This is a genomic window from Chloroflexus sp. MS-CIW-1 (genome assembly GCF_030444705.1).
GTDB lineage: Bacteria > Chloroflexota > Chloroflexia > Chloroflexales > Chloroflexaceae > Chloroflexus.
The window spans coordinates 2,661,455-2,684,400 of record NZ_JAUBWR010000001.1; the positions used below are offsets into that span (position 1 = coordinate 2,661,455).

A 22,946-nucleotide genomic window follows, 5' to 3' on the forward strand; every position below is an offset into this window, starting at 1 on the left:
AGCGTACCTGTTCTGTCAGATTGATTGACCAACCAATTTCTGCTGTTGTACAGCCACTCGATGCGCTAAATCGCGACCGGTGTACCTGATCAATGCCTGCTGATAGTGGAGTGTGCTCCAGATCGGGACAAGCGGCATTGCCACGGCCAGCCCAATCACCCAGGCAATCGCACTTAGCCCACGGGTAAGCGGATGTTCAGTACCAAGGAGTAACCCAAACGGCACCGGTAATAAAACACCGATTGCTACCGTCACGATCAGGGCAATGGCACTGAAGATCAACGCTGCACAGATAAAAACCAACAGATTATATCCGAAACGAGTGAACAAAAGGCTCCACGATACACGAAAAGCCTTACGCAGCGAAAGGGTACGATCGAGTAGCGGTTGTGCTCCGTACAATGCCGCCAGCAAACCTGCACCGACAAACACAAAATAAAGGAGATACGTTACCAGAAAAAGAAATAATAAGAGTGGCAAAAACAATGCACCAAATAAAGAATTGGTCATGACACTCACAAAAAGAATGATATACAAAACAAAAAAGATCACACCACAACTTATACCAAAGAAAAATCCAAAAATGACAAAAAAGATCGTCATCCACATCATCGCCAACAGACCACTGTACCCGACCGCCAACAATCCACGCCCAATTTGGGGTCGCTGCCAGATCACGTTACGGAGCGATGGTGGATGTCCAGCAAGTACCAATTGCATCGCTCGGATGAGCGGTGGTGTCATAAGTAGGGGCACTAACAGCAGACTGCTAGTAAGGAGCAGAATATCTTCAACGCTGGCTTCAAACAGGTCTTCGATAGTAAACAAGAGTTGAAAGGTAATAATCATTGCTGGTAAGCTAAAAATGCCGGCCAGGGCCAGAAAAGAACTTACGTGACGCCGATAGATCATCACACCGGCGTCGAGCAAGATGATCACTTCATCGAGCATTGCGCGGAAATCGCCTGCCATAGAATAGTCACCGGGCTACAGTTCGTGATGATAGCATACCACAGATAGTTAGATAGATCGAAGTCGCAGGTTAAGCGGAAGGCACATTATTGTTCAAGGTTGTCTTCTGAAAAGCCACACTGATCCGGCATCATCTTGATACACCTGGGAAAAACGCGAATGATCTGAAGCCATCCACTCACTCTCCGGCCAGATTATTGTCTTATCATTAAAAACGACAATGAGATCGATTTGATTTTCAATCAGATTCTGCAACCAGATCTCTCGATTTGGTTCACTGCTACGGTTGTCAGGGGGTGAAGGAATGGGCTGATTAGGAGGAATTGGTTGCTCAACTTCGTGGAGAAGCTTTCCCTCGCCAACATTTATCGCTACGACGCGATTCTTTATATGATGGCCAACTAAGGGTAATGGCACAGCCGTACCGATGTAGGCAATTCGCTGACCCGAAGAATGCTCATTCACCCATCTCCAGATTCGACCGAGATGGGCATAATGTGCTCGATCATACGCATAAAATTCGTATTGATCGTATCGCTCTAACCCTGCAGACAGTACGAAAATGAGGCAAAAGCCGATACACACTGACATTAATCGCGGTCGCTGTAACCAATGATTATAGACATACCAGATGAGATAAGCAAATGCAACGATACCGAGCAGATATTGGATAACCGTCCAGGCCGGTATTTGTTGGGCATAATCCCACAATGCCTTTCCAGCTTTCAGGTCAAGATGAAGTGAATTGGGGGATGGTTCGAACAAATTGGTTCCCATCGATAGTGCACTAGCGAGTAAGCTAACGATAATCCCAATGCATGCACCTATGATGAGCCATCGCTGTTTCATCTGTTCAGAAGAAAGGATGTCAACCGAAACGAAATAAGCGACCAATAGCAAAACCAATAACATTGGCGCTGCTAGAAAGCGAGGAGATTTGATTGGCAGTTGCACCATGAATATAAATATGTAGGAAATAATCAACAAGAGTAAGAATATGTGTTGAAGTGACCATTTCTTCTGAAGAATTGATCGGAAAATAGAAGGGATTGCCAGGATGAGTAAAATGCTTATATTGAAATATCCTGGCTCGAATGGTAACAGATGCAAATTATATATACTAAAAGAATGCTGATCAAACCATTGCTTATCAATAACACCCGGAAAAGAGAACGGACCAACCGTCAGGCGATATGGATACAACGGATTACCCGTTACCAGCCAATTCCTTACGTAACTGAAACTTCCAAGGAGCATTACAGGAAGCGCAATGGCTGTTATACCAGCTATAGCGTACCGCCAGGATACTCGACATTGTCGCCAGATGATCACTACAATCCATGGCAAAAACAGGCTGCAAAAAGCAATCGCAAAACCCTTCACACCAATGGTGAGACCAATGGCAATTCCGGCTAGTGCAATGTCCTTGATGCTCTTTGTGCGACTGGCACGCAAGACGGTTGCTAAAGATATTAACCAGCCTGTTACGAAGATCACATCGTTTGTTGACCAAAGCGCACCGGTAACGGTGATCATTGGAACGAATAATGTTAACAACGCGGCCCATCGTGCTACCGTTACCGGTATATCGCACTGCCGGGCAACAGCATAAAGACCGAGTGCACTGAACAAAACAAACGGCGCCTGTCCAATATCAGCAATAGCGAGTGAGTCAAAAGGGAGTATGAGCCAAAGGTAGATGAGACTAGAGTTAATAGGATAGTATGGAGGAGCTGGATCACCGAAAGGAAGTGGTAGTATTGTAAGGGTTCCATCGCGGTACCATGTTGCTGGGAAATAGAGATGATAATTCAACGAATCCCAATTACCAGGAGGTGCTATTAAGTTGATCGCTGTTAATAAAGCAGTGAATCCAACTCCAATGAATAAGAGCCTCCGTTCAATGGTCGTCCAATGTCGTAAGATAGAACCGTAGCTTTGATCATTTACTGGTATACCCCGACTGTAGACTTTGGCGCAAATATATGCAGTGAGACTTGTGAGTAACACAAGGATTGCAGAATAACGTAATGAAATCAACTCAAAGAAATGCAGTATTGTTATATTTAAAACTATTTGCACCCAAATGAGAAGGGAAATCACGATAATTTGTTCATATCTTCGATAACTGTGACTAAAAAATGCCCGCTGAAACCATAACGCATTAACAAAGATTAGGAAGTTAATTGTAAGACCAAGAATAACCCTGACAATGGTGAATAAGAACGTTGACTCTGACATCTTTTTTCTATCCAAATAAATACTACAAAGACACGACTCGGAATTATAGCATGAAAAACGTCAGTCCTTGAGATCTCCTCTCTCAGTGTCTTCTCAGCACACAATCTGATCACTCTCAGCCACCAGCCGCAGCAACTCAGCTTCGCTCAGATCAGGTCGCCGTAGCTCAGCAAATATCCGCCGCAGCTTTTGCTGATCGATGGGACGAATCGCCGCCAGTTGCGTAACAAATGCCTCATCATCGAGTGTCTGTGCAATGCCATACGGCTGGGCAAGGCGCCGCCGGAGCATATACCGGTAGTGCTCCGCCGCATACGCAATCTGTCGCGTCTTGTGAAGCATCATCGCCATGCTGTCAATGTATTCTCTACTGCTCCGCCGAGCAACTTCACTGCGTAGTGGTAAGGGACGAGCAAAACGACGACTACCGGCCAGCAGGTAAAGACCAACGACGGTCACGCTGTAGATCACTGCCCAACCCAGCGGATGGTTCAACAGCAGCGCACGCAGATCGGCATTCGGTACAAACCCGTGATGAAACTCGTCAAACACGATACGCTTGTCGGCAGGCAGCCAATGGAGCAGATTGAGGAGAAAGGCCGCCGATGTCGGATCGCGCAGTCCGGTGTTGGTAAACGGGTAGAGACTTGCCACCACGATAACATAACCCTTCCCCAAACGCTGTCCGGCAACGATGGGTTGCCCTTCTGCGAGTGCAAGTGGCGCCAGCACTGATTGTGGTGCAGTGCTCGCTATCGCGACACACGTCTCTAGCGAGAAGTTCTTTAACGCTGGTGAACCCAATGCCGGATGAATCGCTGTCGCTGAAGAGATACACGTGCTCCTTTTCAGTTCTAGATCAAAGACTGCTAGGAGCGGCGCTACAGCACTACGCGGTGTCGGACGATTATCGGCTATCACCAGAACACCACCATTCTGAACCCAGTTGGTCACAGTTTCTACATGCGATGGTTCGTACCGTTCACTCGGTCCTAATACGAACAGCAACCCATCCGCATCGGTAAGCACAAAGGGACGGTACGCCAGTCGATCAATGCGACCGCTGTACATCCGTTCAAGCCAGCGGTAGAGAGCCAGAACGCCGTTACTGTCGCTGCTGAACGAGGTTGTCCGACTGTTCAGCGTTCGCTGACCGCTCTGCTCGGCAGTGTATGCCGCAAAGGCACCCAATCCGAGAAAGAGAACGATCAAGACGATAACTTCAAGCCGTAGCTTCATACTTGGTTCCCGTCTGCCCGATCAAAGTCGTTACCTGTTGTTCGTATGCACGAAAGGCTTGCTCTTCGATGGTTTGTAGCCCGTACCAGACCGCCTCGAACGTAGCGATGATCGGCGTCAGTTGTGTGTAGAGTGGTGGTTGATCACGAAGCCGGGACAGGTATTCGCGATTCGTCAGTTCACGTTGGAAGGATAACAGCTTCTGCTCATCAAGCCAAAGCAATGCCGCCAGGTAGAGGTAACGAACGGCATTCCGCCGATCTCCGGCCCGTCGCGCCGCTTCAGCCATTCGCTGCGCCTGGCTGAAGGTGACCGGTTCTGCTTCAACGCCAGATTCAGCTATGCCCACCACCGGCCGTAGTGCGCGTCGCATATTCCTCGCCCAAAAGAAGATCAGACCCCCGAACAACAGCGCTGTAATCGCCAGGATTCCCCACGCAACCGGCGTTATCCACGAGGGATCGCCCGGCGTTGGCGTTACGGGCATGTCGGGAAGATCAGGGAGCAGGTCAGCCAGACCGTCGAGCAACCAATCGAGAAAGTGGGTAAACCAGCTCTCAGACTGATCACGGTTGAACGGCGGTTCGTTCAAGACCGCTTCCCAATGTTTCAGTGCATCGGTGACAACCGCTGTACTCGGTGGCAACGCATCAATCAGTGCTCCTAATCGGGCTGCAATCGCCGATGTATCCGGCGCCGACGGCGCCAACGCCTCTGCCAGCCAGCGGTGATCGACATGGGCTGTCTGACCATCAGGCATCCGAACCTGGTTGATCGCCGTCAGTTCAGCGGCCAGCGTCTGCAACTCTAACAAATCGCCACGCTGGGCAGCAGCGTAAGTAGCACGTAACAGCCGATCATAATCGGCCAGCGATAATTCCATCGGTTGCGCAAAGATGTGAACAGGCCACAGCCACCAGCTTATTATCCAGATCGCAATGCAAAAAGGTTTGAGTCTCATCAATTTTTATCCTTGACCGTTAGAAAACTTTACGGTATAGTAAAAACAAGAGCGTAACAAAACCTGTGCAACTTCTTTATCGTGGGAGGATGACCAATGGCCCCGCAACGTCGGGAAAAGCTGAACGGTATTTGGATTTCAGACATCTCGATCCGTCAGCCCGTTTTTATTACCATGGTGATGCTTGCATTCATCACCTTTGGTATTCTCTCATTCCGCTCAACCCCCGTCAATCTGCTGCCGGAAATTGATGTTCCCATTATAGCGGTAAGTGTGACCTATCCCGGTGCTGGCCCGGAAAGCGTTGTGGATCAGGTTGTCAAACCAATTGAGAATGCAGTCAACACGCTTGCCGGTTTAAAGCACATCACCGCACAGGCGAATGAAGGATCGGCGTTGATCATTCTCGAGTTTGAAGCCGGTAACGATGCCAAACAGCTCGAAGAAGACGTTCGCCAGCGCGTAAACAGTATTTTACCTCAATTACCTCGTGATGTTCGCCAACCGGTATACCAACGCTTCGATCCCAATCAATCACCGGTGATGCAGATCGCAGTGGCCGACACCTCTGGTCGTTCGCCACTTGAATTGCGTACTTTAATTGATGAAGAGATCGTTCCACTTATTCAGCGCGCTCCTGGCGTTGGTTCGGTGACGGTAGCTGGTGGTCAGCAGCGCCAGATCAACGTCTGGCTCAATCTGGCTAAACTTCAGGCCTACGGTTTGCTACCCGCACAGATCAGTCGTTCACTCCAACAGGCAAACGCGAATCTTGGCCTTGGCACATTGGTTGAAAACAACACCGAGATCAGTCTTCGCGTACCATCGCTTCTGCGCAGCGTCGAAGATATTGCCCGCGTACAGATTTCAGGGACGCCTTATCGGATCGGCGATGTCGCTGTTATCGAAGAGGGGGTAGCCGACGTTACGACCATTTCGCGCCTGAATGGTAAAGAGGCGATCATTCTCAATGTCCTCAAGCAATCCGGCGCCAATACGGTGACGGTTGCCGATAACGTCTATCGGGCACTTGATCGGGCATTTGCTGCCTACCCTGAACTTACCTACTCTATTCCGCTTGACACCTCAGAGGCGGTGCGGTCGTCGGTGCTCTCCTCGTTGGAAGAGCTGGTGTTCGCCTCAATTGCCGCCTTTCTGGTGGTCTGGTTCTTCTTCGGTAATTTACGCAGCACCATCATCACCATGTCCGGTCTACCGGTCATTCTGATCGGTACGTTCATCTTCATGCCGATCTTTGGCCTGACGATCAATCTGGTCACGCTCCTCGCCCTCTCGCTCTGTGTCGGTCTGGTGATCGACGATGCGATTGTAGTGCGCGAAAATATTTTCCGTCACCTCGAACGGGGCGAGAGCGCCCGCGTTGCCTCATCACGCGGTACGTGGGAAGTCGGTCTGTCGGTCGTGGCGATGACGCTCACCATTGTCGCCGTCTTCGTACCGGTGACGTTTGCTGAAGGCGTGGCTGGGATTGTCTTCAAGTCGTTCGGCCTGGTCGTTTCGATAGCCATTCTGCTCTCGCTCGCCGAGGCCTTTACGTTCGCTCCGATGCTCTCGGCAAACCTGTTTCCGAATATCAAGCTAAAGCCAAAACCGCATCGAGACAACCACCAACCAATTGTTGAGGTGCCGATTTCCGATGAGGTGAGCGAGCGCGACATTGGTCTACTGCAAGAGGCCAACGAAGACCCCGGACGTATGGGGCGTTGGTACGGTAAACTGCTCGGCTGGACACTAGCGAGTTTGCGTAACCGGCTGATCGTTGTTGGTGTGGCCATTGCCGTGCTGCTCCTGAGTGTCTGGGTTGCCAGTGGGCTGAAACTGACCTTCTTCCCTGAACAAGACCCACACGAGTTTATCATGCGCTTTGAATCAGCACCTGGTACAACATTGGCCGAGACCGATCGCCTTGCCCGACAGGCCGAGCAGATTCTGCTGAATGACCCGGCAGTTGAGAATGTGATTTCTCGGGTCGGCTTTCCTGGTTTTCCAGAACGGGCTGAGTTTAGCGTTACCCTGGTTGGCCGAACACCAACGCTGCCCACCCAGGAGCGCTTGCGCGCACAGTTGGATTTCTTGCCCCGTTTGAGCTTCTCGGTGCCGAGTTTCCAGCCGTCAAGTGCCGGTGTCGAAGGACGTGAGTTGCAGGTTAGTTTACAGACAACTGGCCCGGCGACTGAGCTAGCTCCTATCGTGGAAGCGATTAAGCGCGAGATGGCTGCTATTCCAGGCTTAGTTGACATAGATAGCAACCTGCAAACGGGTAAGCCAGAGCTACGTCTCCGCGCCGACCCGACCCGGATCGGTGAGCTGGGTATCACCAATGAAGATATTGCCACGTCGGTGCGTGCCCTGATTAATGGTGACCGCGCCACTGTCTTGCGGACTGAAAAAACCGATCTCGACATTGTGGTACGGTTAGCCCCTCAGGATCGGGCTGGTGTCGAGACGTTGGGTGCGATCAGTATTCCGACCCGTTCCGGTATCGTGCCGCTTAGTTCGTTGGGCACTGTCGAACTCGCATCAAGCCTGGTCTCGATCCGACGCTACGACCGCCTGAACCAGGTGTTGATCGGCGCTAACCTTGAAGGTGTCAATCTCACCGATACCCAGGCCGCATTGCAGGCACGTATCGAGGCCCTAAATATCCCATCGAATGTCATTGTCAGCTACGTCGGTACCTTCGCCCAGACTAACGAAGGCTTCTCATCGCTCTTCCTGGCAATGGGTCTCTCGGTGCTTTTCGTGTATATGGTGTTGGCGTCACAATTTGGCAGCTTCACGCAACCGCTGGTCATTATGATGGCGATGCCATTTAGCTTCATTGGTGCCTTCCTCGCGCTGCGCCTGGTCGGGATCGATCTCGACATCACCGGCATGATCGGTCTGATCATGCTCCTCGGCCTGGTGGTGAAGAACTCGATCCTTCTGGTCGACTTTACCAACCGTTTGCGCGATCTGGGCCTCGATAAACATTCAGCGCTCAAGCTGGCCGGTGCAATTCGTTTGCGGCCAATCTTGATGACAGCCCTCTCGCTAGTTGCCGGTGCAATGCCTACGGCGCTTGGCATCCACGTGCTGGCAACCGGTGAAGGTAACGAGTTCCGCAAAGGTTTGGCCTGGGTTCTGATCGGCGGTATGCTTACCTCAACCCTCCTAACATTGCTAGTGGTACCAACAGTGTACAGCCTGATGGATGCTGCGGTCACCTGGCTGAAACAGCGGTTCGGGCTTGGTCAGGTGCATGAAGGGTTTGAGCTACCGGCGCCTGGGCCTGCTGGAGCGGTTGCAGCGGCGCAGTCTGCTACTTCGGTTGCTGCGCCAACAACGCGACCGGCTAGTCCAACACTGCCATCGGCGCCGGCCGGTGAACCATCAGCAGATTAAAGATATAGGAAACAGCTTGCAAAGGAACAAGGAGCTTACAGGATCATGCGACGGATAATTGTGACGACATGCATTGGCGGGCTATTCACGGTTCTGGTCGGTTGTGCTGCCCCCGCTCCGGCGCCGACAGCCGTGCCTACCGTTGCCCCGCAGGTGCAACCAACAGCCGCACCACAACCAACGACGGCACCAATAACCCTTGAGCTACCAGGTCAGACGATTAGCCTAGGCGTAACGGCCGGTGGCGAAGTGGTAGCCCGCAATAGCGCCGAGCTGAGCTTCCGTATTCCCGGTGTGGTTGCCGAGGTCTTTGTTGCTGAAGGCGATGCGGTGAAAGCAGGCGATCCACTGGTAGCGCTCGATGCGCGCGAACTGGAATTGCAGGTTGCCCAGGCCGAAGCTAGTCTGGCTCAGGCTCGTGCAAACTACGAACGGCTGATTGAGGGCGCAACACCTGAAGAGATTGCCGCGGTCCGTGCCCAGGTTGCACAGGCACAGGCGGCACTTCGCCAGGCACGGGGCAGTGTCACCGATGCCGACATTGCTGCTGCCGAAGCTGCTCTGGCTCAGGCGATTGCTCGCCGAAACGATCTCCTCGATGGGCCGAGCAATGCTGAGCTAACCGCAGCTCGTTCAGCAGTTGAGCAGGCAGAGGCTAATCTGAACATCCAACGGACAAACCTTTCGGCAGCAAAGAGCAACGCCGAGCTACAAATGCAGCAGGCGGCAAATGCGCTACGCGACGCTCAACAGGCCTATTCCGATCTCTACTGGAAAAACCGTGAGCGTGAGCAGCAACTGGCAAAGTTCGGCTTAGAGTTACCGAAAGAGGCAAAAGACGCTGAAGAACAACTGTTACGTGCCGTCGAGTCGGCAGAAGCGCGCTATAAGCAAGCTCAACTGGCTTACGAACAGGCACGTCAAAATGAGATCGATGGAATTGCAGCAGCCGAAGCCCAATTGCGAACGGCACAGAGCAACTTACAACGCCTGCTCGACGGGCCAACTGCCGATCTCGTAGCAGCCGCCGATGCAGCCGTTGCTCAGGCTCAGGCTACGCTTGAACGCTTGCGTGGCGAACAGCGTGCTGGGGCATTGGCCGCAGCTCAGGCCGGCGTCGAAGCTGCACGGGCTAACCTCCAGCGCATTACCGCCCCACCAACGGCACAGAGCCTGGCTGCTGCCGAAGCAGCAGTGAAAATTGCCGAGGCTGCGCTGGCCGCTGCCAAACTCAACCTCGAAAAGGCCGTGCTCCGTGCACCCTTTGATGGGATCGTCGCTCAGGTGAATGTCGATCCGGGTGATCTGGCTGCAACGGGCGCCCTGCCGGTCGTGCGTATTGTTGACACGAGCGAAATGTACGTCGAGGCAGCGATCAGCGACACCGACATCGCCCGCGTCCGTGAAGGTCAGCGGGTCGAAGTCCGGCTCGATGCCCTGCCGGGTAAGGTCTACACCGGAACGCTTGATTTCGTAGCACCCGTTGCAAATGTGGTAGGGAATGTGCGAACCTTTACCGTGCGGGTGAAACTCGACGACCAGCAAGGATTGCGTGCAGGAATGAGTGTTCGTATTACTATCCTTACCGATAAGTAATTTTTTGCACCGATGCCGCAGTCGCGGAACGTTCCCGGCTGCGGCATTCGTGTCGAAAATATGGTATATTGCCGGCTAAAGCAGTTGCCTTAGTCGGATGATGTGAGATGACTATGAGCACGACGCTCCGCGAACGCCGCCGCCAGATGCTGCGTGATGAGATCCTTGCTGCTACCCAGCAACTCATTGCCGAGCGCGGATTTGCTGCGCTAGCTATGGACGAACTGGCGGCACGGGTTGGTATCTCGAAACCAACGCTGTATAATCAATTTCCCACGCGCGAAGATCTGCTTGCCGCCATGATTGCGCGACTGATCCGCGATCTCTTTACCGCTGCTGCCATCGGCGAACCAACCGATCGTTCTCCATTACAGCAGCTTTGCGATCTGTTACACGCCAGCATTGAATTTCAAATCCGTCATCAGGCGGCTGCCTTTCAACTCTGGCTACCCGAAGTGGCTGAACTGCTGGAAAAACATCCTCACTCGCGTGATGAGCTGCTTCACGCCCAGGCCAGAGTCTGGCGTCTGGCTGAAGCAGCAATTGCCCATGGCGAGGTTGCCGCCGATCTCCAGCCGGTTGACATTATCCGTACTTTTTCATCGTTGCTCTGCTTCCCTTTCGTCGGTGGCCGTAACCTGCCACCAATCAGTAATCCATCTGAAACTGCCGATCTGGTAGTACGAATCTTTCGCCAGGGGTTGCAAATGTTGCCATCGGAAGCGGAAGTTGGCTGATGGGCAACCGTAAGATTGGGCTATCACCTCATCCTCACAACAATAGAAAGTCGGGGTGAGTAATCAAGTTCACGTAACGATGGGCATCTGGCCTGAGCGTTTGGATTGCTGAGGCATGGATGCAGTAGTCCAGAGAAAATCGGTTCTTAGAGCGTGTCTGAAAAAATGTTGAGTTATGTAAAACACTGAAACTTGACTTCAGCAAGCCAATCATTCCTTCAATCCCTGGTCAGCAAGGGAATATTCAAGGGAATTGAAGAAGAGCCTGATGCAGCACCGCTGCACCTCCGACCCCGTCTCCCGTTGGGGCGAAAAATTTTTCGCCCCAACACCGAACGCGAACCTATCCCCGCGCACTGGCGGGGAGGGAGGTTGGGGGAGGTGGCAGAAGTGCGAACTGGACCTTTTGCATATATCGTCATGCCCCCCTTTTCCGGGCCTGGTGGGGTGGGTCCTTGCCTCGCCCCTCCTCGTGTATCGGATTGCATCCATCACCGAGGTTCGTCCACCGTGATATGATGCATGAGTAATTCGGATCGGCGCTTGATAGCCGCTGTCTTCCCCTGGTTGGCAGAGCGAATGTTGTAGCAGATAGTTATGTTAAATCAACCGGTTTGGGCAGATATTCCACCTCCATCCTTCCCGTCGCTCACCGATACGATAGCGACGGACGTGTGCGTTATCGGTCTGGGTGGTTCGGGTCTGAGCTGTATCAACGAACTGCTTGCGATCGGTGTCAGCGTTGTTGGGATCGACGCAACAACGATTGGTGGTGGCGCTGCCGGGCGAAACGGTGGCTTCTTGCTCGCCGGGCTGGCCGCTTTCTACCACGATGCCGTCGCCGCGATTGGCCGGGAGCGGGCAGCGATGATCTACCGCTTGACCGTCGCCGAAATTGAGCACATGGCGGCGCTGATGCCGAACATTGTGCGTCGAGTCGGCTCGTTGCGTATCGCTGCATCACCGGAAGAAGAAGCCGATTGTCGGGTACAAATGCAGGCAATGCGTGCCGACCGTCTTCCGGTGGAACCGTACCATGGTTCGGAGGGTGAAGGGTTACTTATTCCGACCGACGGTGCTTTTCAGCCACTCCACCGTTGCTTCTGGCTGGCCGAACAGGCACAGCGCGGAGGAGCACTTCTTTTTACACATACCCCTGCCCTCGCTATTACTGATACTACTGTTGATTGCCCTAACGGACGCATCCACGCCCGCTACGTGATCGTCGCCGTCGATGGCGGTCTTGAGCGATTGCTTCCCGAATTACGTGGTACGGTGCGTACTGCCCGACTACAGATGCTGGCAACCGCACCTGATCCCCACTGCACCATTCCACGCCCCGTTTATACCCGTTGGGGCTACGACTACTGGCAGCAGTTGCCAGATGGACGGATCGCACTTGGCGGGTGCCGTGATCGATTTGCCGCTGCTGAATGGGATGCTGCCCCAGAACCATCCCAACCGGTGCAGGCGATGCTTGAGCAAATCTTACGCGAACGGATCGGTAGTCGCGCTGCGATCGAGTACCGTTGGGCCGCACAGGTGGCCTATCGCAGTGACAGCATCTTGCCGATTGCTCGTCAGGTGCGGCGCGGGGTTTGGGCCATTGGGGCGTATAACGGAACCGGTAACGTGATCGGTGCTCTTTGTGGACGGGCCGTGGCTCACGCGGCAGTACGCGGCGATACAGAGCTGCTCGATTTGCTTGGACGGGAATAATAACCGTAGAGCAGGTAACGCCGGGCAAGGTACGTTGCTGACAGTTGGACCGCTTACCGTCCTCTGAGGCTAAGTTCCTATCCGAATATCTTGTTGTCACGTCCACGACTGATGAACCCTGTCAGTGGCTCCCACACGATGGACATCCGGCCTAGCGCCGACGGCATCCAGGGTAGGGCACGGCGCCACGGTGTCCCTGGGGACCCACTAGCGCATCGACAATGTCTATGCAGCCAACTCGCATTACGGCCATCAGGTACATCCCGTGTTCATCGTCCTGTAGGGGCGATTTGTGAACTGCCTCTCCTTTATCAGCGGATAGGGGAAGCGACAGATGCCTCCGCGACTGGTGTGGTCTGGATAACGGTGCATCGCGTCGGCATCTTGCATGGGGCAATTTGCCGTCGGTACACCCCGACGCCACTGCGGTCTTGTAAGGATGGCCCTCACCCCCGGCCCCTCTCCCGCGCTGCGGGAGAGGGGTGATCCAATTCGCGGGATCGGCATTGTTGTATGGCGCAGGCGCAGAATCGCCATTGCTACACAAACCACCCTTCCTCTCCCCATAGAGGGGTGATCCAATTCGCGGGATCGGCATTGTTGTATGGCGCAGGCGCAGAATCGCCATTGCTACGCAAACCACCCTTCCTCTCCCCGTAGAGGAGCGAACCAGGGCACAGGGGAAGGCGAGGGGCCGACACCAACAACCCGTACCTGCCCGTCTCATCAAGCCACCCAGCGGGCGAGGAGGGAACCCACCCCTACCGGTGCGGAAACGGGCAGGCCAGGCGACGAGTGAAGCGCCTGTGGAGGGCCCTCATCCCTGGCCCCGCTCCCGCGCCTGCGGGAGCGGGGTGATCTGATTCGCGGACCACTAATACGCGGTATGGTTTCAGGACACCTCATGCAATCCTGGCATTGTTCCAACCCCGCACACCTGCCAATCTGGTAGGTACAACCTGAGTCCGACAATCTTTTCTCTCCTCACATCATCACTACCGGGTAGTGTGAAAACCTTCCCCCCTACGCCCTCTCAATCCTCCTTCCTACATTCTCTTTCCTCCTGCTATAATATTCATTACCATTCGTTTGCCAAAGAGGCGCTACCGTTATGATACGCGCAGAGACAGTGTTGTTGCATGCGAAGGTCGCACCGCCGCGGCCACACCGTTACCGGCTGGTACGTCCGGCAGTCACCGCCCGGTTACGAGAAGCGTTTGCCTATCGGGTTACGCTGGTGCAGGCCGGGGCTGGCTACGGGAAAACCACTGCGCTCACCGAACTGGCAACAAGTACAGAAACGGTATGCTGGTATACCATTGGTGAAAATGATCGTGATCCGATAACATTTCTGACTTACCTGATCGCTGCATGTAAACCGCTATTGCCACAAGGCGAGCTAGCAGCTCTGGCTGCGCTTCAAGCCCATCCAGCCGACCGCACCACCTGGAGTCAGACGATTGACGGGTTGCTCAATGCGTTGGCCAGTGTCGATCAACAACCAACGTTACTGATCCTCGATGATTTTCATTTTGTTGCTAGCTCTGCCGATATTCGGGCGTTGATCGAGCGGCTGATCGCGTATGCACCACCGTGGCTGAGTCTCTTGATCGCGACCCGCTATCCTGTTGTAAGTAGTGAGTTGATGCGCTGGCGAGCGCGAGGTGAAGTGCTTGAACTGCACCGCGAGGCGCTGGCTTTTACCCGTGATGAGATTGCGACTCTCTTCCACGATGTGTTCGGAATGACACTGAGCGATGCCGACGTTGATCTGCTCAATCATCATACGGAAGGCTGGCCAATTGCGCTCCAGTTGGTCTGGCAGGGTTTACGAAGTGGTCAGGCGCGTAGTGTCCGTGAATTGCTCGCCAATGGCCCGGCATCGCTGGCCGCCTTGTTCGATTTTCTTGCATCTGACGTGCTCGACCGCCAGCCGCCGGCGATTGCCAGTTTTCTACGCGCCACTGCACCCCTCCGTATCTTGTCTGCTGCTGCCTGTGATGCAGTACGCCAGGCAACCGACAGTGCCGATCTGCTGGCCCACATCCGCGACCGCGATCTATTCCTGGTTGAATTAGATGCCAATCATTACCGGTACCACCACCTGTTCCACGAATTCTTACGTCAGCAAACGCATCACGATCCCGATCTGGCTGAACGGCATCGACGGGCCGCCGCGTATTATGCTGCTGCCGGTTATGCGGAGGAGGCAATTTATCACTGGTTTGCCGCCGGTGATGTGACCGCGGCTGCCGATGCGATTACGGTCGCTGGTGAAGAGGCCCTACGAAATGGGCGGCTCGATACACTGGCTGATTGGATCGATGCGCTGCCGGCCGATCTGATTGCAACACGTCCGCGTTTACTGTGCTATCTCGGTGATCTCTACCGCTTTCGAGCACGTTTTGACGAAGCCCGGAACTGGTACGTACAGGCCGAAACGATTAGTCGACAGCACGGAGATCGCGCTGAGCTGGCACGTGCCCTGTACGGGCAGGCGCAAGTCTATATCGATCAGGTACAGCCGGTTCAGGCGGAAAGTGTCTTGCAAGAGGCCTTGCGGGTGAGCGAAGGGCTGGAAGATCAGGTGGCACGGGCACGTGTTCTTGAGCTACTGGCCGAGAATAAGCTTAATATGGGTCAACCGGCAGAGGCCGAGGCGTTACAGCAACAGGCACGCCAGTTACGCACTGCCAGCCCGGCGGCTGATCTACTCAGTGCACGAGTGAAGTTGCGTACCGGTCAACTGGCCGCCGCACGCACGTTGCTACAGGCATGGCATGCCCAGGAGCGGATAGCAACCGCTCGCGGGGCAACGCCTGCGCCACGCGGTCATCGCGAAGCAGTATTGGTGCTGGCGCTGATCGCCGCGTTCGAGGGTGATGCGGATCAAGCGCTTGCCTTTGCCGAAGAGGGTGTACAGGTGGGTATCGAGCGCAACTCACGCTTCATTATATCAGTCGCTTATGCCCGCATTGGTCATGCCTGGTTACTCAAGAGTGCCACTGCCGGAATTGCTGCGCGCGAACGGGCTATCGACTACTACCATCAGGCGTTGGCCGAAGGTCAGGCCATTGGCGTTGATCGACTACGGGTAGAGCCACTGTGGGGCTTGACCCGTCTTTACGGCCTGGCTGGTGATCTAGCTGCTGCCGAGCGAGCAGCAGCCGATGGTCAGGCATTTTGTCGCTGGGCCGGCGATCTCTGGTTGGGGGCAATGATTCAGCTCCAACGTGGTGTAAGTCATGTTCTTGCCGGTCAATTTGCACAGGGGCAAGAACTGTTGCTCGCCGCCCGCGCCGATCTGCGCGCCTGTAGTGATCGCTTTGGCCAAGCGGCTGCCGCCCTCTGGCTAGCGCTGGGGTATCACGAACAACGCCACAATGCCGCTGCCATTGCCGCTATCGCCGAGGCGCTCGAATTAAGCGCAGCTCATGGCTACGACTATCTGTTTACCCGCCCTACTTTCCTCGGTCTCCCTGAACCACGACGGGTCATACCGATTTTGCTCAGCGCTCGTGCCCATAGCGTTCACCGGGATTACATTGAACGTCTGCTGGCAACCGTGGGCCTGAGTGGGTTGGAAACACATCCTGGCTACCAGTTGCGCATCCAGACTCTCGGCGCATTCCGGGTCTGGCGCGGTGATCACGAAATCGAAGCTCGCGAATGGCAACGCGATAAAGCACGTCAACTGTTCCAGGCCCTTATCGTTCACCGACAGCGCTGGATTCACCGCGATGAACTCACCGAATTTCTCTGGCCACAACTCAGCCCGGAAGCCGCTGTTCGTGACTTTAAAGTGGCGCTGAGTACACTCTATCGCGTCCTAGAACCGAACCGTACCGAATCGACATCTTCGTTCATTGTCCGCGATGGAAGTGCATATCGCTTGCGCCCAAACGCAGATATCTGGCTTGACTGTGCTGAGTTTAGTGCAGCATGCGCAACAGGATTGCGCTTTCTCGATCAGGGCCAGACAACCGATGGTGTACAGTATCTTCAGTCGGCTTTACAGCTTTACCACGGTGATTTTCTGCCTGATGTCCTCTACGAAGGATGGGCTGATGCCGAGCGAGAGCGGCTACGAAACATCTTTCTGCGCAGTGCCGATCGCCTAGCGCAGTGCCTGGCCGAAGCGGGGCGCGATGAGGAGTTGATCGCGCTGGCCGAACGCATTCTCACCCACGATAATTGCTGGGAGCGTGCCTACCGTTTCCTGATGATGGCATACGCCCGGCAAGGCAATCGTGCGGCTGCGCTTAGGGTCTTTCAACGCTGTAGTGAAACACTGGCGCGTGAACTCGATGTTGAACCGTCGCCGGAGACGATTGCACTCGCCGAACGGTTACGTCACGGTGAGCTGGCAGTGGGTACGTAAGCAATTACACCCGTCACCATTCCGATAAGCCTTTTCAACAGTTCTGGGTTTCGGGTCGTGTTTGATACGCTGATGAACGACATTCACCCACTCACGGCGTCTCCAACCTGCCCGCACCAACGGGGGCAAGAGGGGTGTAACCCGCTCTTACCCATGATACGGGCCTTCCTCATCCATCCGTCAGTTCATTGCCCCGCCGGGTGACTCACCTCATCTGGTTCTTCAACCACCCACGACTGCACGCCGTGATTCACAAAAGAAAAAGGTCGCACAACAACCCCGGCCTCTGTTAATGCCCGTTCTACCGCCAGTCGCCGATCAAACGGACACGCAAATACCATAAAGCCACCACCGCCGGCGCCAGAAATCTTCCCACCCCATGCCCCATGCTTACGGGCCAGTGCATACACCTCTTCAACAATAGGCGGTGCGATATGAGGTGAGAAGGCCTTCTTTACCTCCCATGCATCGTGGAGCAGCCGACCAAAATCAGCGATCCGCTGTTCCCGAAGCAAACGAGCCGCAATATCAACGAAGGCCTTCGTCTCATGATGGAGACGCAGCGTGTCTCCCTTGACCAGTCGTTGTACCTGATCGGTCATCAAGTGGCGGCTGAGCAACTGGCGATCACCGATGTAGCCCAGAATCAGACAACTTTCCAGCTCGAGCAGCGCCGTCTGATCGCTGAGAACGGGTTCAACGATCACCCGATCACGCCCGAAATGATACACACACATCCCCCCGAAAACGGCAGAATACTGATCTTGCCGCCCGCCAGGAATACCCAGATCGACTCGTTCGATCCGATATGCCAGCTCGGCCAGTTGATGAGGGTCGGCGCTCTGACCGGCAACGGCATACAGCAGTTTCAACATACTCACCACCAGCGCCGACGATGAGCCAAGTCCCGAACCAGGTGGTGCGTCACTAAACATCGTAATTTTATAACCGGCAGTAGCAGGGCGTAACTGGGGCAGAGCATCGAGAACTGCTTGAGGGAGAGTCAGCTTACCGTCCCATTCACGTTCACTGACCTGCCGACTCACCTCCTGCAAATCAAGAGAATGGATCAGAATACCGGGTATATTGCTCGTGGTGAGCATACAACGCACATAGAGATTAATCGTACAGTTGAGTACTTTCCCACCGTACTCTTCAGCGTAAGGACTGACGTCAGTCCCACCGCCGAAAAAACCGATCCGCATCGGTGCACGAGCTTTATAGATTTTCATTGGTTCCTCCGGCCAACGTTGAATGCCGTAGCGCCAGTATAGCAGAAGACAGCACATCGCGATGTAAGAAGAGTGCTGCTCTGATCAGGAATGCCGGTCGGATCGTGATTATGTCAAATGAACAACGATATTCGGTCACTGCCAGGCATCACACAGGTCATCTGCTGGTGGCAAGGCGATGCCGCGACAAAGCGCAGGCACGGTTGCGGAGGAGTTTCAGAGTTCTGCCAGGAAAAATCATGTTTCATATTGTGAAAATCGTGTAGCAACAATTTCATCCATTCGATGGTAGTACAAATGGCCATATGCTGACGATAACGGGATCGGTGGATTGCTACGGGATACTGCAAGGTTCAGTATGTGCGGTGAACGAGTTGGGAACGCGGCTCTCCTGACTATCTCTCCTTTGCCAGATACGGTGAAACCATCGGAAAAAACCTGCTCCTCACGCCGACATCAGCACACGAGCCATAATTTCGGGTACAATAGAAGTATGAAAATCTTTCTCAGCACCGAACATCACCTACATAATCCACCGTTCGAGCTAATCGACGGGCGGGTTGTTACCTACTTCGAGACACCGCAGCGCGTGGCGATTATTTTACAGGCGCTGGCCGATGCCGGATTCGCGTCACCGATACCTGCCCCAGCGGCCACGCTGAGCGACCTGGCAGCCGTTCACACACCGGACTATCTGGAATACCTGTCCAACGCCAGCGAACGCTGGCAGACTGCCGGATTAAGCGAACCGGTCTTCCCTTCAGCATGGCCGTTGCCCGGTCTACGACTGCGTAGCGACTGCCCACGAGCGGCAGCCGGACGCTACATGTTTGATCTGAGTGCCCCTATTATCGCCGGTACTTTTACCGCTGCTTGCTCATCCGCAGGCGCAGCATTGGCGGGCGCAGCAACCTTGCTGGCCGGTGATCGGTACGTCTATGCCCTTTGCCGCCCCCCTGGACACCATGCCGCCAGTGCTATGGCGGGCGGGTATTGTTATCTGAACAATGCCGCTCTGGCCGCCAACCTATTGGCCCAAAGTCATACTACTGGCGAGGTGACGTGGACATTGCGAACACCACCAGTAGCGATACTCGACATTGATTATCACCACGGTAATGGTACGCAAAGCATTTTCTATGAACGAAATGATGTGCTGACCGTTTCACTGCATGCTGACCCAGCATTCGAATATCCGTATTATCTCGGTTTCAGCGATGAACGCGGTGCTGGCGCGGGTGAAGGCTACAATCTCAATATTCCGTTGCCAGCCGGTACTGATGATACGGGCTATCTCAAAGCGCTTGACCAGGCGTTACAGGCAATTGCCGATTACGCGCCACGCTATCTCGTGGTTTCTGCCGGCTTCGATACGTTTGTCGCCGATCCACTTGGCAGCTTCGCTCTTACGACCGCAGCCTATCAAGCTATCGGTGCAGCAATTGCCCAACTCGGCTTGCCAACGCTGGTTGTGCAAGAGGGTGGTTATGCGCTGCAAGAGCTGGGAACTAACGTCGTCGCATTCTTACGTGGAGTAACTTCAGTATGTTAGATAATAGCTCCTTCGAGTACCCCCGGTCATTACCACCACCATGGGGGTGGCGCGATCTTTTCATTGCCTTGGTCATCATTGCTCTGGGTGGTGCGCTAACGATCCTGTCATTGCGCTTCGTAACCACTGTAGGCAATTGGGACACCTCACGCGGGTTTGTCAGTCCACCGGTTTATCTCGCCGGTATGTTGCTTTACCTGATTATTGGTGGCACCATTCTGGCTGTGATCGGACCACGAGCCGGTTGGCGTGATTTGGGCCTGCAATGGCCAAACTGGTTATACCTGGCTTTGGTACCGCCAGTGTTCATTTTTGGTATGGGAATAATGATCCTGACCAACGCGGGAGTCGCACTGATCGTTGGCGAGATGGAAAACCCCCAAATTGAAAGCCTTTCCGGCGGTCAACCATTTGGGATCAACGAATTGATCGCACTCTGGGTTCTGATTGGCGGTATCGTACCAATTGTTGAGGAGCTCTTCTTTCGCGGTGTTCTCCACCACTTGCTTCGCCGACGGTTTAACGCTGCAACAACCATCGTGGTCGGAGCGGCTGTCTTTGCGGTCGTTCACTTTATACCTGTCCTCATTCCCGGCCTGTTTGTCGCCGGTCTCTGTCTTGGCTATCTCCGTGAGCAGAGTGGTTCGATCTGGCCTGGTGTTCTCTTTCATATGCTCCAGAATACTATAGCGCTACTAGCAATGGCATTCCTCTTAGCAACAGGTGGGATGACCGGCTAAGAGACGTTACCTGTGCTTCTGTGCACCCGGCACGCACCCGTTCATCGTGGCTTTACCATCGCGGTTAGGTTGAATACGGCTGTACCGTTCAGGAATCCCTTCCTGCTCATACTTCCTACCTCTGTCTTGGAGACAACGAACCGTTCGTCATCAAACTTTTGCGCGTGGTAGTGAGTTCTTTTCCTTTCCACGTGCAGGCGCCTTCTATACTGATGTTGCCTGCGAAACAGCAACAAGTGAGGTGCGGCTGTGGAAACCCCCGAAGAACAACTCGAAACACTCTACCGCTTGCGAAAACGAGCATTGCAAGGCGGTGGACCCGAACGCATTGCGCAGCAACATGCACGAGGTAAATTGACAGCTCGCGAACGCCTGGTATTACTCCTCGATCCTGGCTCGTTTCAGGAAATTGGCGCCCTGGCGACCAGTCCACTCGCCGATGAAGACCAACGTGTACCCGGCGATGGTACGGTCACCGGTTTTGGCAAAATTAATGGCCGACGGGTTGCCGTGTATGCTCAGGATTTTACGGTGATGGGTGGATCGTTTTCGGCAGTACAGGCTAATAAGATTTGTCGGATGCAAGACCTGGCTATCGAAAGCGGGATCCCTATCATTGGTCTCAACGACTCAGGTGGAGCACGCATTCAAGAGGGGGTACGCTCGCTGGCCGCCTACGGTGAAGTCTTCGTGCGTAACGTATTGGCTTCGGGTGTCGTTCCCCAAATTTCCGCCATCCTCGGCCCATGCGCTGGTGGCGCCGTCTATTCGCCAGCCTTAACTGATTTCATCATTATGTCCGAATCAACCGGATACATGTTTCTAACCGGTCCTGATGTGATCAAGGCGGTCTCCGGTCGAGACTTATCAACGCAAGAGTTGGGTGGGGCAGCAATTCATTGTACCCGCAGCGGCGTGGCCCATCTCTCGGCACCTGACGATCGAGCGGTCATTGAATTAATCAAACGCTTACTCAGCTATCTCCCCCAAAACAACAGCGAAGATCCACCACAGCTAATGCCATACGACCGGGCTGACCGGATTGAACCGGCGCTAAATACGCTTGTACCTGCAGATGAACGGCAAGGTTACGATGTTCACACCCTGATCAACCTGATCTTCGACTACGATAGTTTTCTCGAAATCCAGCCGCTGTTTGCGCAAAATGCGGTCGTCGGTTTTGCCCGCCTCGACGGCTATGCTGTCGGTGTTGTTGCTAATCAGCCGGCGATAATGGCTGGTGCGCTCGACATTGATGCCAGCGATAAAATCGCCCGCTTTGTTCGTATCTGCGATGCCTTTAACATCCCGCTGATCACCTTTGTCGATACACCGGGATTTCTCCCTGGTATCGAACAGGAGTATGGCGGGGTGATTCGCCACGGCGCAAAAATCATTTACGCCTACAGTGAGGCAACGGTACCAAAGATTTCAGTTGTCGTGCGAAAGGCAATTGGCGGTGCGTATGTTGCAATGTCTAGTAAACAACTACGCTGCGACCTCAACTTTGCCTGGCCCTCAGCCCAGATTGCCGTTATGGGTGCTGAGGGTGCTGTCCGCATTTTACGTCGCGAGGAATTACGCACCGCTACCGATCCGGTCCGACTGATGGAAGAGTTTGTTGCCGATTACCGACGACGATACTTTAATCCGTACCACGCTGCCGATCTCGGTCAGATTGACGAAGTGATCGAACCAGCCGAAACAAGGCCACGCCTGATTCGGGCACTCGAAATTCTGCGTACCAAGGTGCAACAGAATCCACCATGTAAGCACGGATTGTACCCATCGTAGCGTTATGGAGAGGTGCAATGAACGACATCGGTTTTGGGTTGACAATGACCGTGTTAGGGATGGGAAGCGTATTCAGTGTCCTGATAGTGGTGTGGGGGGTATTAGTCCTGATCGGCCGTGTTGACCGTCCCGAAACGACCGCATCCGCTACTCACACGTTAGATGAGACACAACCTGCTGCGGCTACTAATCAGCTTGCACCCGAAGAGATAGCCGCAATTGCCGTAGCCGTGCGTTTGTACACCGCTAGCTTGCGCCGTGAAGCCGCGCCAACAATACGCAGCTACTGGCCAGGCAGCCTCCTTTTCGCCAGTCGTTGGGTTGCTGCCGGACGCACTCGTCAGAATCAGAGCTGGCAGCGCAGGAGATAGAGCAGT

General features: G+C 54.2%; 14 protein-coding genes. 9 read left to right on the forward strand and 5 right to left on the reverse strand.

Going from position 1 to position 22,946, the window contains the following annotated elements; all coding sequences use genetic code 11:
* Positions 1 to 15 precede the first annotated feature (15 nt).
* The 4 genes from QTO31_RS10650 to QTO31_RS10665 form a co-directional block, all read right to left on the reverse strand.
* Positions 16 to 972 (reverse strand): hypothetical protein, encoded by a 957-nt coding sequence (locus QTO31_RS10650; protein WP_301429070.1) that lies wholly within the window; start codon positions 970 to 972, stop codon positions 16 to 18.
* Positions 973 to 1,065: 93 nt separating this feature from the next.
* Positions 1,066 to 3,213: a glycosyltransferase family 39 protein gene (locus QTO31_RS10655; RefSeq protein ID WP_301429071.1), complete on the reverse strand. Its 2,148-nt coding sequence runs from the start codon at positions 3,211 to 3,213 to the stop codon at positions 1,066 to 1,068.
* 93 nt (positions 3,214 to 3,306) lie between these two features.
* Positions 3,307 to 4,452 carry a DUF4350 domain-containing protein gene (locus QTO31_RS10660; RefSeq protein WP_301429072.1) on the reverse strand — a complete coding sequence of 382 codons (1,146 nt, stop codon included), beginning with the start codon at positions 4,450 to 4,452 and terminating at the stop codon, positions 3,307 to 3,309.
* A complete protein-coding gene (locus QTO31_RS10665; protein WP_301429073.1) occupies positions 4,436 to 5,413 on the reverse strand; it encodes a DUF4129 domain-containing protein in 978 nt (325 codons plus the stop codon). The genes QTO31_RS10660 and QTO31_RS10665 overlap by 17 nt, the downstream gene beginning before the upstream one ends.
* 96 nt (positions 5,414 to 5,509) lie before the next feature.
* On the opposite strand from QTO31_RS10665, the gene QTO31_RS10670 reads away from it, so the two are divergent.
* The 5 genes from QTO31_RS10670 (at position 5,510) to QTO31_RS10690 (ending at position 17,251) form a co-directional block, all read left to right on the forward strand.
* Positions 5,510 to 8,818 (forward strand): efflux RND transporter permease subunit, encoded by a 3,309-nt coding sequence (locus QTO31_RS10670; RefSeq protein ID WP_301429074.1) that lies wholly within the window; start codon positions 5,510 to 5,512, stop codon positions 8,816 to 8,818.
* Positions 8,819 to 8,863: 45 nt separating this feature from the next.
* The gene (locus QTO31_RS10675; RefSeq protein WP_031461307.1) at positions 8,864 to 10,414 is read left to right on the forward strand and encodes an HlyD family secretion protein; all 1,551 of its coding nucleotides are present in this window, start codon (positions 8,864 to 8,866) and stop codon (positions 10,412 to 10,414) included.
* A 113-nt stretch (positions 10,415 to 10,527) separates the two neighbouring features.
* Entirely contained in the window at positions 10,528 to 11,151 is a 624-nt protein-coding gene (locus tag QTO31_RS10680) for a TetR/AcrR family transcriptional regulator (RefSeq protein WP_031461308.1), read from the forward strand.
* Positions 11,152 to 11,748: 597 nt separating this feature from the next.
* Positions 11,749 to 12,870 (forward strand): NAD(P)/FAD-dependent oxidoreductase, encoded by a 1,122-nt coding sequence (locus tag QTO31_RS10685; protein ID WP_301429075.1) that lies wholly within the window; start codon positions 11,749 to 11,751, stop codon positions 12,868 to 12,870.
* Positions 12,871 to 13,981: 1,111 nt separating this feature from the next.
* Positions 13,982 to 17,251 (forward strand): BTAD domain-containing putative transcriptional regulator, encoded by a 3,270-nt coding sequence (locus QTO31_RS10690; protein WP_301429076.1) that lies wholly within the window; start codon positions 13,982 to 13,984, stop codon positions 17,249 to 17,251.
* A 185-nt stretch (positions 17,252 to 17,436) separates the two neighbouring features.
* Here QTO31_RS10690 and QTO31_RS10695 read toward each other — a convergent pair whose 3' ends face one another.
* Positions 17,437 to 18,483 carry a GHMP kinase gene (locus tag QTO31_RS10695; protein WP_301429077.1) on the reverse strand — a complete coding sequence of 349 codons (1,047 nt, stop codon included), beginning with the start codon at positions 18,481 to 18,483 and terminating at the stop codon, positions 17,437 to 17,439.
* 493 nt (positions 18,484 to 18,976) lie between these two features.
* Here QTO31_RS10695 and QTO31_RS10700 point away from each other — a divergent pair, with 493 nt between their 5' ends.
* The 4 genes from QTO31_RS10700 to QTO31_RS10715 all read left to right on the forward strand — a co-directional run bounded on the left by QTO31_RS10700 (position 18,977) and on the right by QTO31_RS10715 (position 22,940).
* Positions 18,977 to 20,035 carry a histone deacetylase family protein gene (locus QTO31_RS10700; RefSeq protein WP_301429078.1) on the forward strand — a complete coding sequence of 353 codons (1,059 nt, stop codon included), beginning with the start codon at positions 18,977 to 18,979 and terminating at the stop codon, positions 20,033 to 20,035.
* Entirely contained in the window at positions 20,029 to 20,775 is a 747-nt protein-coding gene (locus QTO31_RS10705) for a CPBP family intramembrane glutamic endopeptidase (protein ID WP_031460786.1), read from the forward strand. The genes QTO31_RS10700 and QTO31_RS10705 overlap by 7 nt, the downstream gene beginning before the upstream one ends.
* Positions 20,776 to 21,024: 249 nt before the next feature.
* The gene (locus tag QTO31_RS10710) at positions 21,025 to 22,569 is read left to right on the forward strand and encodes an acyl-CoA carboxylase subunit beta (protein WP_301429079.1); all 1,545 of its coding nucleotides are present in this window, start codon (positions 21,025 to 21,027) and stop codon (positions 22,567 to 22,569) included.
* Between the two features lie 17 nt (positions 22,570 to 22,586).
* Positions 22,587 to 22,940, forward strand: a complete 354-nt coding sequence (locus QTO31_RS10715; RefSeq protein WP_031460784.1) for an OadG family protein — start codon at positions 22,587 to 22,589, stop codon at positions 22,938 to 22,940.
* Positions 22,941 to 22,946 lie beyond the last annotated feature (6 nt).